The organism is Blastopirellula marina, from assembly GCF_002967765.1.
GTDB classification, from domain to species: domain Bacteria; phylum Planctomycetota; class Planctomycetia; order Pirellulales; family Pirellulaceae; genus Bremerella; species Bremerella marina_A.
On sequence record NZ_PUHY01000005.1, the window covers coordinates 284,205 to 297,654 of the forward strand.

A 13,450-nucleotide genomic window follows, 5' to 3' on the forward strand; every position below is an offset into this window, starting at 1 on the left:
GTGCTGGGTGATGGCGCGAGGCAGGCTGCTGGCATTGTCTGTCTCGCGCCTTCCCATTTTGACTGGTCAGCTACTTACCGGGGAACGTTTGCTCGACAAACTTTTGATCTGCCTCGCTTAAGCGTGACATCGGTAGCGTGAAGCCGCGTCCATCTTCTGTCTCGACACGGATAAGCTCGCCAACCCTCTTCAACAGCCGAGCCGTCATCGTCCGTCCGTCGGAATCGGTCCACGTTCGCATGCCGTTTTCACCCGGCATCGACACCAGAACCTCTTGTTCGGTCACCTTTGGTTCGGGCATCGCTTCGTTCGATTCGGGAACTTGGGCGACCGGTTCTGACGTTTCCGGTGATTCGCTGCGTGCTGCGTTACGCGTTGGGGGATCGACAATATGAATAGGAATGAGGCCAGTTAGAAGGGGAAACCCAGTACCCTGGGGATTGTCCGAGACACGAATATTGAAGTGCAAAAACTCAGAAACGGACTCGGGTACCTTCCAACGAACTCGAACTCTTTTTTCGTCGAATTGCATATCACGAAGACTTCCATCGAGTGCCGTAAACTTCGGATAAATCTTGCTGCTAGCGCGGATCTCGAACTCGGCTTGGAAGGTCTTTCCGCGAAGAGCTCGCAGTGTGGGCTGATGTAACATGTAGCAATAGTCCACACCCTGTTGTTGAAGGTATTGCTTCAGATTGAAGTCGCGGAACACGACGTGGTGATTCGTGCGCGGGATGGTGATGATGGTATTGAGCGATTCGATGAAGTTAATCCGCTCGGTCGGCATCAAGTCTCCGTCACCCCACCTTGCTGAAAATGGAAACGAGTGATCATCGGTGAAGTCGAGGTCAGTCAACGTGGCCAAGGCACTTTTCGACGGATCAAGAGCGACGTTCTCGCGTTGAGGTAAAAGCGAAACTGCAGCATCGATCGCGGTGAAACCGTTGTGTGGCGTGGTCTCTTTCACAATCAACTGGTAGTTGCCACAGTACGACGGACAAACCGTCTGGGGCCAGATTCCTTCCGGACCAAATTGAAATGAGCCGCCGTTGTCACCTCGATCATGCGGGACATAAATGATTGCTTGCTTACCAAACACCTGAATTGAATAGCTGGAAGTCGTGGAGGTCGGCGTCATTTGCGTGATCATGCCATACATCACGCCGGTCGCGTCGGCACGAATGCCGTTCACCTTATGTACCGGCAAAGGGTTTTTCTCTGGCTGAACGACCTCGATATCGATCTTTTCAAGCGTTTGAGGATCGAGGAATTCGATGATCGAAGCGAACTCTGGATCTTGGCGAATCGTCAGTAGTTTGTCAGTCGCCGATCCACCCATGGTAAGATGCTCCAGGATCGCGTCTTCCGGAATGTCTTTGGCGGTAACGATTTTAAACGTCTCGAAGCTGCGGCTATGAAGCTTCCGCTGCTCAGGGTAGTAGATGACAAAGTGGTCGCGACCCGCCGTAAGCAACAGGCGTTCATCAGCGACAGGTATCTCGCTCACAATCGCTCGTTGAGGAACATCCAAGACCTGTACGAGTTGCTCTCCACGATTATGCAGAACGAGGAACTTTCCATCGCCGCCTAGGACGGCTCGTTCGATGTTTCCACCGACGTCGACCTGTGTTTCTCCTTCGATGGGAGGCCGCGGCTGGAAGACGCTCGGACGAATTCCAGGCGAAGTTGTTAGTGCGCGGGGCTCTGCATTCTCGTCGAGAGAAATCGGATCGACAAAGACTTGAAAGTTGCTAATCGTAAATGCAACCTCTCCTCGTCCGAACAAATAAAACTGTCGCGGCCAGGGCTTCTCTTCCGGCGTGTGGGCTAGGGTCTTGCAAAGATGCCCGTCGAATTTCAAAGAGGCATTCGTCGGACCGAAGGCGAACTCGAAGTCGTGTGGCTTCCCATCGGCGATATTCGCCGTTGCCGGAATGACGATTTCCAGCTTCCCCTTACTAGTATCCAAGGTCCCCGCTGCCCAGGTTACTTTCTTAATGTCGGAGGGAACTTCGTCGAGTGCCACTGTGAAGCGAACAACAAACTGGCGACGGAGTACCGGTCGAAAACGAAACAGCGATTCGCCGTGCAGTACAGAAAAACGGATGCCTTCATCTTTCGTTTGCGTTGTGCGTGTCGTTAGGGGGATTTCTTTGACCAGGGAGTCAGGTTGGGCCGAAGCAATCCAGTCATCGATATTTAACCCGTCCATCGCAACGAGATTTGCGGGAATGGGATCGGGGACGTTGGCCGTGACGGTCGGCGTTGCTGCTGGTTGGGGCAAATTGCCGGATGTGTTCCCTAAGACCTTGGATTCTTGCTGATCCGTCGTCGCCGCGGGATCATTATCGGAAGGGGACGTTGCCGCAGTTTGGTTCGTCAAAGAAGGGGAATTGGTGGCTGCCGGCGTGGCAGGAGATGCGTCTTGATCGCATCCCACAAGCATGGCGACAACAATTAACAGCGTCACAGAAGTCGAAGTTTTCATCGATCGGTATCTTGTTTTAGCTGGTCACGCCGCGAGCTCACGTACGCTTTGTCTTCATCACTTAGGCGATCCAGTGCGAGATCGAACGGCTGTCCGTCGGCGCGTACAATGCGTATCGTCCCTTCCGAGACACTTACGAGCGAGGCCTGAATGGTTCGTCCCGTTTCACGATCGGTCCACGTTCGCATGGCTGGCGGCTTCGGTTCCTCAGATTTGCTAGACCAAGGTGTTGGATCAGCATTCGCCGCCGAGGGTGTTTTAGGAGCAGGATCGACCACACGAATCGTCATGGGAAACTCAACTTCCCGCTCGCCTGCTTTCAGTAGGATGGTGAGCCGATCAGTCGATGCCTTGAACTCAGTCGGTACTTCCCACTGAATCAAACCCGAATCGCTGACTTTCAAGCCACGGAAAGCACTAGGATTAACCCGGCGAATCGTGATCGGCTCGACCTTCGAGCGAAACTCGAGCTGGTACTCAAGCGTCGTTCCGCGGACCGCCACAATGGGAGTAGGGTCGACAACGTACAAATAGTTGTAATCGGTCTTTTCCCAGATCTGCTCCATATCGAAAGCCCGAAACACGATTCGCCCTCCACTGTGAGGCAACGTCACGATCGTGTCGAGATCAGGGATCCATTGAATGCGTTGATCATCGGCGAGTCGTGTTTCCCGCCACTTGTTCATGAACGATTCTTTCGGCAACGTCAGATCAAGATCTTTCAAAGATGTGAACGGATCCTCGTCGCCGTCGACAAAGAACTTCACATACGCGGGACAAAGATCGAGTGGAGCCGCATCGTCGGAACGCAAAAGCGCGGCCTTCAGACAGAAGTTGCCTTGCATCGCTGGAATCGGAATACCAGGAGTTCCGCTATGAAAGTTCGGCGTATACGTTGACGAGCGCATCCCGAACTGTCGGCGGCCGAACGGATCGGGAATAATCAGCTGAATTCGATCACTCGAACTCCGCTCTAGTGTCAAGGTAGCTCGGCTCGGCTCGCATAGCAGTTGAAACGATTCCTGTGGACCGGTCACGCCAAACACTTGACCATTGGCCGCCGCTCGTATCTGCGGCTTTCGCCCCCAAGGTAAAGGAGAGCCACGCGATCGCTTGCTTTCATAGGTAATTGGCATATCGAGCGGCTGCAGTGTCTGGGCGTTCCACAATGATGGTTCCGCTTCTTGCTCGCCCGATTGCTTGACGACTAACAACGGGCCGTCAGCTGCGGAACCCATCGATACTTCTAAAACCTGTTCATCGGCGGCCAGGCTGACTTCCGCTTCTTTCGTGAGTGAAGCGAGATCCCAACGCTCGAGCGTATACGGATTTGGCGAGATGATTAGCTTGTCTTTCCCTGCGGCGAAGCGGACGACTTCGCTTTCGACCAGGATCTCGCCCCGCTGCTTCCGCTGATCGACATCGATGACGAAAAGTTTTCGCGTGGTGGGTACATATGCAATCAAGCTTCGTCCGTTCTCTCCCCAGCAGATTTCTTCGATCTCGCCTGGCAACTGAACGACCTGCTCGCCGGTCCGTTTCGGTCGCTCGGCAATATCCGAAGGCAGCACGGCTCCTTCCGGGATGAAGTCGTTAAAACGCTTCACTCCCTTCTTCAGTCCGGCCGGTCTCGTGAGATCGAGCTTCGTAATCCAAAACTCGTCGTGGCCGTTGATCTTGATAAAGAAGTGACACGCATCTTCCAACTGTGATGGCTTTTGTGGGCGTGACTTGCGATTGAAGATTCGCCCTGAGATCATCCGATCGTCATGCGTAAGATGAACCACATCGCCTTGCCTGACGAGGTCGAAGGTATGCTCCGTGTCGAACCCCGCTCGGCCGGGCCCCTGGAACGACACTTCCCAAGACCCATCAACGGCACGAACGCCAATCGAGTCGATGCGTCCCCCCGTCGTGCTCGAAGGTACGATCATTCGCAGGGAGACTTGAAAGTTGCCGTACAGCGCGTTTTTGTTCGTGATCCAGAACTTGTTCTGCATGAACTGGGTGAACTTCTGGTCAGCTTCGGGAAGCTGCTCTTTCACAAAATGCAGTCCCCGCTTCTCATCTTCCGTGATCTCGAAACCGACCGGCACTTGCGTAAGTTCGACTCCAGAAAGTGGTACCCAGTCGGAAGGGAGCAGAGTATGAATTGTTTCGCTGGGCGGTTGGTTGGTTTGGGGCGGCGTCGTGGTGCCCACGTTCTCGTCCGCCACGGGTGAAGGATCCACTGGGGAGGTCACTTCGCCAGAAGGGGCTTGATTGCCACCTTCAGGCACCGCAGGCGCCGCGCTGGTCAGAAGCATCCACAACACGACGGTAGTCGTTGCAGATGCCAAGACGGCAACGAGGATTATGACACCGAGACGTTTCACAGCTGACCGACGTTTTGAGAGAGTGAAGAAGAGATGCTTGGTAAGGGAGCATCTGTTCGACCTTATTCGCTTGCCCGGTCAAATGGACGCACCCTGCTATCGGGTTGTCTCAGGCTAATGCGGTCGGACCGCAGATTCAAGTAGTTACGCTATTTTTTCATTGAGTGATTAGCATAACCCTTCGACGTATCGCTTTAGTCCGTCGCCAAACAGTTGCTGCCAACCTTCCTGAATCGAGGCAATCGTCTTCTCGTCGACCGAACCATGGTGCGAGTCGACCAGTTGTAACTCGCTGCCATGATCTGTGACAACGACGCTCAAGATCAACAAATTCGTCGATGGCCCGCCGTAATCTGCGGCCAGATAGCCAGCGAGATAGATCTTTTTGGATTGCGGGAAATAGGCCTGAACGGCGTACCATTGCAAAAAGCTGCCGTCCAAGGAAGTTTCGATCAAGCCTTGCCCGCCTGGGCTTAAATCGAAGGTCACGGTCGAATCGGCCGAGACCATCCGAAACTCGGCCAACCACCAGGCGTTCGTCTCTAAAGTCAGCGCCTGCCAAACTCGTTCAGGTGGCGCTTCGATCGGAATCGCCACGTCGAACTGGATACATCGGGCCGGTGAGACTTCAGATGAATTCATCGGACTGGTCTCCTGCGAGCGGTTAAACGCTTCTTCGGGCACCTGGCCCAAGCGATATCGTTACTTCTTTGGTTCGGCAGCCCACAACGCGATGTTGCGGAACTCCCCTCCTTCACCCCGAGCAACGAAGCCGACTCGTCCCTTCTGATCAGCGAAGCGGGCATGTTCGGCCTCCAATGTATGATCATCGATCCGTGCGACCCAGCGATCGCTGCAGACTTCGACAACCACTTGGTGCCAGGCGTTCCGATCGAGATCGACTTTGATCCGTGTTAGTTCTTCGCGTCGAGTTTCCTTGGCGATGCCACTCATTTTTTGAATCCAAATCGCCTTCGGCGTGATCAACACACGCCCCAAGTGAAGATTCGGTTTGTTGATATCGCGACAAACGAAGCCAACTTGCGGTGAGTCTCCCATTTTGAACTCGGCGGTCAAAACCAGATCGCTCAACTCAACTACATGTTCGCAAACGGCTTCGTGTCCGTTCGGACGTTTCTCGCTCGGCCCTTCCTGCTTTGCGTATGCTACGCCATCAGCAATACTCCACTCGCCAATGCCGGCCCGCCAACCGTGCGATCCCGGCTTCCCCTTTCGCCCGAACGCTTCCGGCTGATCAAATTTCTCGAAGCTGATTAACTTGGTCGGTGTGCAAAGCGTGGTCTCAGGTGGAGTGATCTCGTCCGCTTCGACAGATGGTACAAGAATGCAAACTGCCAGAATTGCCAGCAAACGCTTCATGGTGGGGACCTTGATAGGAAGGGATGGGAAAAGGGAGGTGCGTTGTATGTTCAGCATACTCATCTTGTTACCGGCAAGCGACAAGATCCTACCGTAGGAGTAACTCGGCTTACGATCGATCCGCCAGTTTCGTGAGTCCGAGTTGTTCGACCCACCAGCCTGGTTTACTAAGGGGACGATCGGTTTCAAATTGCTGCGAAAAGGTGACTAGCGTCTGCCAGGCACTATCGAAGTCGCCCAGCAGATAAAAAATCTGAGCATTAAGCGACCGCATTTGATCGAACCAGCGATGCTCACGATAGGCGGCGACGCTATCAATGGCATTTAAGTCGCGGCTCAGTGCTTCGATGGCGACGCTCAGCTGGGGCGCTACTTCATCGACATTGCCTGGTTCGCACGTCCAGACGTCAGGGACATCAGCAACTAACGTCTCTAGTCGAGCACGCATCCCGCGCGCATCGCATTCGTACTCTTTTGGTTTTTCCGAAACGGTGTTGTCTGTCAACTTGCAAACCGCATCGAAAGCCAATCCCACGTTTATGTAGAACGAGAGCGAAAGCGCCGTCGAACCATGACTGACTTGTAAGTTAACAACTTGCACGACATCACCCAGCCGACGGTGATAATTGGCGGAAGACTTTTTGAAGCCAAGCGGCTTTAAAACCGGCGTCACCGATCGCCGCATCAGTTCGTTAAAAGCGGTGCGTGATGCTGAGTTGTTTGCGGCCATTTCACGGGTGATGGGTAAGGTGAAGATTGGGTGAAAGCTTCGATTATCCTTTCTGCACCCGCGCGAAACAATTACGCCGCCGAGAATCTTGACCCGTTTCGCGCCACGCTGGGGCATCGTCGCTATGATAAATTCGGCCGCTGGGTGATGCGTGCTTGTCAGACCCGCCGCGGCTCTAGGAACAGAGAACACAATTTGGCGGTGGGAGGAACCCAATGCGCGAGGCAATCGGAACGTCGCCTGCGGGCGAAAGTCGTCGTAGTCATTCTCGAAGTGGTATCCGTGTTGGTCCCCGTTTTCTGTTTCTCGATCGCGAGAGGGCCGAGCCGGCCTGGATGAAGCAAGTGATCGAAGCCCATCCTGAGTTGGCAGCTTCGCCCCGCCAACGGTGCACTATTCCGCTTCCCAGCGAAGCGACGATCGCGATAGGTAGCCAACGCTTCCAAGCGGCGGTAGATCCTTGTGTCTCGCTGCGCTGCGTCACGGTCGATCGCGATCTTTATCGACACCGGACCGACATCGTCCATGTACTAGTCGTTGATTTGGATCGTCCCGGCCAGCTTGTTCCTATCGCAATTCGCTCTACCAATTCGGCACTCGAAGCCCAGATGGTGCAGCTTGACGAAAATGGTCTCGGTCTGGCACGCGTCGGTGATCTTCCAATCGGGCAGTATGAAATCACCTTTACTGATGGTGGTTATCAAGGGCCTGTTTGTTCCTTTCGAGTGGCCGGATTCGAGCTTGCTCCGTTGGTGGCAACATTAACGCACCAGCAGTTATCAGGTCGCAAACTCAGCGTGAAGCTGAATCTGCAACGATTTGATAAGCCGTTCACTGGCACCGTACGTATCGATTTGCTGGATGAGGGAGAGCGAGTCGATTGCCGCTTGGCGGAAGCCAGGGATGGTATCGCCTTCGCCGCGGTCGAACTGGTTGGCGAAGGTCCCCATTCGCTGGAGATTCATGTCCGCAATGAAGCCGACGCCACAGCTATTATTCCCCTGCAGGGAAGCCGTCGCGAAGAACGCGTTGCGACCACGTTATCCCGCTGTGGACCGACCTACGTGGCGTCGATGATGCCATACACAGGTTCGCAGTGTGTCCGTGGTTTGCATATCGTGCAAATGGGCAAGCAAAGTGCTCCGATTTGGCTTACCGGGATTGGGCAGCGGAAGGTAAAGCTGGAAGTACAAAAGCAAGTCGAAGATTGCTGTGCGGTAGTCCGTCGGTTTAAACCTCCTCAGAACCATGACGAAGAAAGGACCGAGCTCACACATCAAGTGCATCGCTTGGGGGATTTGGCGGCTGGAGATGTCGTCGAGATCGAAGCTCCTTCTCCGGCCGGCGTGATTTCGCTGGGAGGCTTTGTCGACGGCTTATCGTGGGAGGCGACTGCCGTGGCGATTTCTCCTGGTGAGCTATCCACGCAGATCAAACTGCAGCAGTCCGACTCGCTAATCGACAGCACATCGGCAATTCAAGCAGGCAAATCGCTGACATTACGTGTCCAAGCGGATGCGGCGATCGACGGCAGTGTGGCCGTACTCGTGAAAGATGCGCGCCTGGCATCGAGCCAGCGACCTGAGCAAGAGTTAGCCAAGCAACTGAAGACGGCCTCCGAAGATAGCCATCCTGGTCCCGTCTGGATCGACGACATCAGCACCCGCTTTTTCGAGAGTAGTATCTCGTACGTCAGGCCGATGCACTACCCACCACTTTCTGACGAGGTACTCCAGCAACTTCGCAATCAGGGGACGCTCTCTTCTCAGCAGATCGCTGATCTTCAAGACATGCAGCTCAAGCCGGACGACCTTTGGCTGGCGATCACATTACGTGGGTATGCCGACGCCACGACCTTGGCTCGTGCGGTCGCTGAAGTCCACCATTGGGAATACGTCGATTTTGACGAATTCAATCTTCCCAGCGAAATTGCTCTCCAATGCCCCGAGTCGGTCGCCCGCGAGAACTTGGTCTTTCCCATCGCAGAAACGGATGGCGAACTGACCTTTGTGATGGCCGATCCGTTCGATCTGGAAACGATTGACAAACTACGTTTCATTCTCAATCGACGCATTCGCTGCGCGATCAGTACGGTTGAGCAGATTGCAGAAGCCATCAACGAAAACTATGGGCAAGTTGCCTACGAATATGCCGAAACGATGTTGCAGGAGTTTACGGATACGGCCATCGATTTCACCGACACCGCCGATTTGTTGGCCGATTCGATGCCGATCGATCGCGAGGAGCCATCGCCTTCGGCAAACATCCATGAACCAAGCTACACCCTGCTATGTGACATCATTCCGCTGAAAGAGGGTGTCGCCGAGATCGAAGTCCTTTTGCCCGACGAGCCTGGACACTATACGGTCGAGACCTTCGCTGTGAGCCAATTGGATTGGCAGCAACAAACGCTTCATTTTGAATCCACTGCCGACCCGTACGTAAAACTACAACTGCCTGAGGTTATCTTCCGCGACGATTCGGCCATGGGAAGATTCGTCGCCCGGACCTCGTCCCCCTTCATGTCAGTTCGCCTGCGGCATGAGGGGAAACCAGTGCTGCTGCGAGATATCCGCAACCACTATCAGCCGTTGGAAAATGAGTATCTGGAAGCAAACGACGTCGAGCTGGCCTTCGAGGTCATGCCGGGGACCTACCAGGCCGAGGTGATCGATCGTGTGACTGGACGCGTTGCGAGCGTTACTAAGCAGGTTAGCCTGCTCGGCGAGTTCACCGAACGGTGTCGCGTATCGCAGCTGCTCATGCCGGGGGAGGCGGTCGAAGTCAACGACGTGATCGGACGAATCCGTCTGGCCCTCAATCCGAAACGAACCCGCTTTCGCGTCGCTCAGGCCACCGCGAACTACGAGCATCTGTGCTGCGAGCAGACGGCAGCCAAATTATTCGCCGCCTTGGTTTGTCTATCCCTGGCGGAACCGGGGTCCCCCGCCTGTACTGCGGCGGTTCAATCGGCCCAGGCTGGCGTTCGCCGATTGCGCTCGATGTGGTCGCGTGTGAAAGGGTTTTATGCTTATCCTAATGGAATGATTTTTCCTGAGCTCGGCGTCATGGCGGCCGAGCATCTCATGAAGAAGCAATTTATCAACGGTTGCTTGAACGAAGTGCCGGAGGTGACACCCATTCTGGCCGAGATCGATGAGCTGCTGGCAGGTGCCATGCAATTCTATCGAATCAAAGTGGAGGACGGCCCGCTGCGAAATTGTTGGGATGCTTACGTGATGCTGCGAAGTCCCCACTGCACAAACATTGATAGAATCGTGGAGTTCGCTCGCCGAAAGATAAATGTCCGTAGGTTACGTTTGTCGGTTTATCACCGTGCCGAGTTAGCTTATGCCGCCGCTTGCCTTTTGCGTGTTGGCAACGCGGAAGATGTTGCTACGGCACTGCCGGTTGCGAATCAGCTGTTCGAGCAAGTCGAAGCCAGCGGCATGCTTTACTCCACGGTCGATTCCACCGGACTGCTGATTCTCATGCAAGAGTTGTCACATCGCGGGCTCTACCAATCAGACTCGAGTCTGATCGTCAACGGCCAGACACAAACCGTCGTGGACGTGTTGGCCAGCGACCAACCGATTCAATCGCTCGTGGCTGGCGCGGATCCCGTCTCGGTCGAGCTAATCAGGTGGCGATACACCAATTGGACTTCGTCCAACGCTACCGTTCCGATGAAGGTGACTCTGCAGCACTTGAGACGCCACCGGCATCGCTTTCACGAAGGGGAATCGATTGCGCTGAACATCATGCTCCCTGACGGTTATCGCGTCGGAGATCTCCTTTGGATCGCACTGCCCCCCTGCCTGTCCCGTCTGGAAGGAGGTGGTCAGGTCAAACAGTTCACCCTCGACCTCGAAGGCCAACCGTCTGTATCAATCCGCCTGGCTGCGACTTCCTTATCAGCAACACCGTGGCAAGCGAGTAAACCACAGCATTTCCTCGTTTGCCTGCGAAACATGTACGACGAAGATCGCATCGGTAACCTTGGTCCTATCCCGGTTCATGTCGAACCAAGAAATACGAACAGACTCACCACCAACGAATAGGATATGGAGCATCGTCCTGGATGTCGTCTCGAGTTCGGCCGCTTACCGAGCGTGGTGTGAAGATTGCTTTGCCGTGCTGCAGGACGCAAATCAAGCGGCTAATTCGAACTAGTGAGAAGTACGTAATAAAACGCGAGGAGAGCTTTCGGCAATGACTGGTCGACTTGGCACATCTATTCTTCTTCGAACCTGGAAGCGACGCCCACTTCGCGTAGCATCCCCTGCAGTACGTCCACAAGCTCGGCGCGTTCCTGTCCCTGGGCCACGTGAAATGCAATCAGAATCTCGTGCGGTGCCAGGTAGATCGAAATGCTTTCCCGTTGCTCGTCGATGTGCTCGCCGTGGCAGATAGCCAATTCATCCGCCGTCTGTCGAATGACTCGCCAGTAATGGTTAGCCTTGATCTTCTGGACCAACCGTTCGAGCGTGTCTTGATCGACTGGCGGTGATATCTGGGCGATAAATTCGATACTCAAAATGCTGCCCGCCTCGCCTGAGGGTGAATGAGGTATGATCTGCGACTTCACGTCGACATGAGCTAGGCCGCTGACGCAGTGATTTGGCCCAGGTGAAACATCACCACTCCCGCGATACTTGCCTGGGCGATGACGAATGCTTGGTCGTCGAGTTGGTTCTGCTGATATAGTCCAAGCAAGAAACCGATTGCGACGGCATGAAAAAGCAGTACGTTGCGGCCATGCTCACCGTAAAAGGTCAAATCTTCACCCTCAAACTCGTTATCCAAGTAACGCCGAACAAACGTAAATTCGTTCCGGCCCCACTGGCTTACGTCCCCATGGTACGAGAAGCCGACGATCGCCGACTTGATCGCCAGATCATCTTCAGGGTTCGGCGACTCGATTGAGTGTGCGGAGGCAATATCACGCACAAAATTGTCAACTAAAGTTTCCAGTTCTCGAAACATAGGCGCTCAACTTCACTGCCGAGAATCAAACGGATCGAGTGGATCGACTTCTTTCATAGGCGGCTCCGGCGTTTTGAGCGCTGTCTTTAGCTGCTTGCCTGCTAAATCGGTCGGTAGCGGGAAGAAGCGATTGTCTACAACCAACTTCTGCCCGTTCTGGCTTAGGATAAACTTCAGGAACTCTTGCTGAGCCGGTGTACGAGCTGGATCATCATTAAGCGTAACCCAGAGAAAGACAGGCCGAGCCAAGACCGGTAATTCGACATGGTACGGTTCGTCCTTCGGTCTCTGACGTCCGGTAAGTTCAACCGGATGTCCTTCGACTGGTACGGCACGTACGCCGGAGAGATCGACGCTATGCGAGACATAACCAATCGCGAGTCGATCGTTGGCAACGGCGCGCACCATCGCCGCGGCATTGCGCACAACGTGCAAGTCATCACGCGGAAGGCGAGGTGCATAAGTGAGTGAACCGATGCTGTATTCTGGGTATCCGACGGTTCGCAGCTCCAAAAACCGCGCATCGTCATTGTAGGGTTCCCGAGAGTAAATATGGATCGGCGAGGCGACAACCTGTCGTGGTGTCTCAAGAAGCTCTTCCCAGTTATAGATGACAGGGTGCTCCAAACGCAGGTGTGCAGCATGCGCTTTCTTCTTTCGTTCTGCGGCATCGCCCGAAAATGCTTCTTGAATTCTTTCTTCATGCCAGGTGGGTCCTTCACCTTGCGTCGAGTAAATCCATGCGAGCTGGTTTGGCCTAAACTTTTGCATCGGGTTTTCGGGATGGACAATGACTTCGAGTTGATCGAAAGCCACAATGACCGGCCAGCTGTGATAACGGCTTGACGTATCTCGAACGCCCTGTAAGAAACCGGACGACTCGAATGCCGTGCCAAACACATCTTCGCGAAATCGACCTATGTTGGTTGCGGAATCCGAATTGGTTACCGCTTGGGTAATGTTGACATCCACATTGGGATAAATCTTCTCAAACCGCTGCCCCCATTGTTTGAAAAGTGCGATGGTGAGCGGAGAACAGTGAACTTCAAACGTCCCCGAAGGTTTCTTGGCCAGCGGCACATACGTCGGCAATGCTTGGTCGAGGGTAGCATTCAGCTCCACCGTTTCTTCTAACTTCTGCTTCGTCGAACCTTCGTCCTCGGCGAACGTAACGGTTGGCACAGCCACAAGAAGCAACGCAAGAATAGGAAATCGCATAGACAAGTCCTTACCGAAAAATCGCGAAACACCACTCCATGGCTGCCGTGGATTGTATTGGACATGAACGATCAGGGCCAGCAAATTAGAAAGCGGTTTGACCAACGGCTTCCTAATAGGAAATACGTTTACGAAGTACCTTTCGCCAAAAAGTGCAACGAGAGAAGGATCAATCGTTGAATCCAACGTACTCACCAACTCTCATCCGTGTCCGCCCGTGAGATCCGTGGTTGGCACTTCAGTCACCTAACGTGTACCCAAAAATATATCTGC

General features: G+C 54.2%; 9 protein-coding genes. 1 reads left to right on the top strand and 8 read right to left on the bottom strand.

Annotation, left to right across the window (positions count from 1 at the left end; genetic code table 11):
* Window positions 1-70: 70 nt before the first annotated feature.
* The 5 genes from C5Y83_RS05300 to C5Y83_RS05320 all read right to left on the bottom strand — a co-directional run bounded on the left by C5Y83_RS05300 (window position 71) and on the right by C5Y83_RS05320 (window position 6,928).
* Entirely contained in the window at window positions 71-2,488 is a 2,418-nt protein-coding gene (locus C5Y83_RS05300; RefSeq protein WP_105328613.1) for a hypothetical protein, read from the bottom strand.
* Window positions 2,485-4,863, bottom strand: coding sequence for an SHD1 domain-containing protein (locus C5Y83_RS05305; protein WP_146117641.1), 2,379 nt, complete (start codon window positions 4,861-4,863; stop codon window positions 2,485-2,487). The genes C5Y83_RS05300 and C5Y83_RS05305 overlap by 4 nt, the downstream gene beginning before the upstream one ends.
* A 168-nt stretch (window positions 4,864-5,031) precedes the next feature.
* Window positions 5,032-5,505, bottom strand: a complete 474-nt coding sequence (locus C5Y83_RS05310; protein ID WP_105328615.1) for an SRPBCC domain-containing protein — start codon at window positions 5,503-5,505, stop codon at window positions 5,032-5,034.
* A gap of 60 nt (window positions 5,506-5,565) precedes the next feature.
* Entirely contained in the window at window positions 5,566-6,243 is a 678-nt protein-coding gene (locus C5Y83_RS05315; RefSeq protein WP_105328616.1) for a hypothetical protein, read from the bottom strand.
* Window positions 6,244-6,352: 109 nt separating this feature from the next.
* Window positions 6,353-6,928: a DUF4304 domain-containing protein gene (locus C5Y83_RS05320; protein WP_158262239.1), complete on the bottom strand. Its 576-nt coding sequence runs from the start codon at window positions 6,926-6,928 to the stop codon at window positions 6,353-6,355.
* A 260-nt stretch (window positions 6,929-7,188) separates the two neighbouring features.
* On the opposite strand from C5Y83_RS05320, the gene C5Y83_RS29755 reads away from it, so the two are divergent.
* Window positions 7,189-11,034: a hypothetical protein gene (locus C5Y83_RS29755; protein WP_233207110.1), complete on the top strand. Its 3,846-nt coding sequence runs from the start codon at window positions 7,189-7,191 to the stop codon at window positions 11,032-11,034.
* Between the two features lie 173 nt (window positions 11,035-11,207).
* On the opposite strand, the gene C5Y83_RS05335 is transcribed toward C5Y83_RS29755, so the two are convergent.
* The 3 genes from C5Y83_RS05335 to C5Y83_RS05345 form a co-directional block, all read right to left on the bottom strand.
* Window positions 11,208-11,510, bottom strand: a complete 303-nt coding sequence (locus C5Y83_RS05335) for a hypothetical protein (RefSeq protein ID WP_105328618.1) — start codon at window positions 11,508-11,510, stop codon at window positions 11,208-11,210.
* 62 nt (window positions 11,511-11,572) lie between these two features.
* Complete coding sequence (locus C5Y83_RS05340; protein ID WP_105328619.1) at window positions 11,573-11,959, bottom strand: hypothetical protein; 387 nt, start codon at window positions 11,957-11,959, stop codon at window positions 11,573-11,575.
* A gap of 12 nt (window positions 11,960-11,971) precedes the next feature.
* The gene (locus C5Y83_RS05345) at window positions 11,972-13,177 is read right to left on the bottom strand and encodes a hypothetical protein (protein ID WP_146117642.1); all 1,206 of its coding nucleotides are present in this window, start codon (window positions 13,175-13,177) and stop codon (window positions 11,972-11,974) included.
* Window positions 13,178-13,450: the final 273 nt, after the last annotated feature.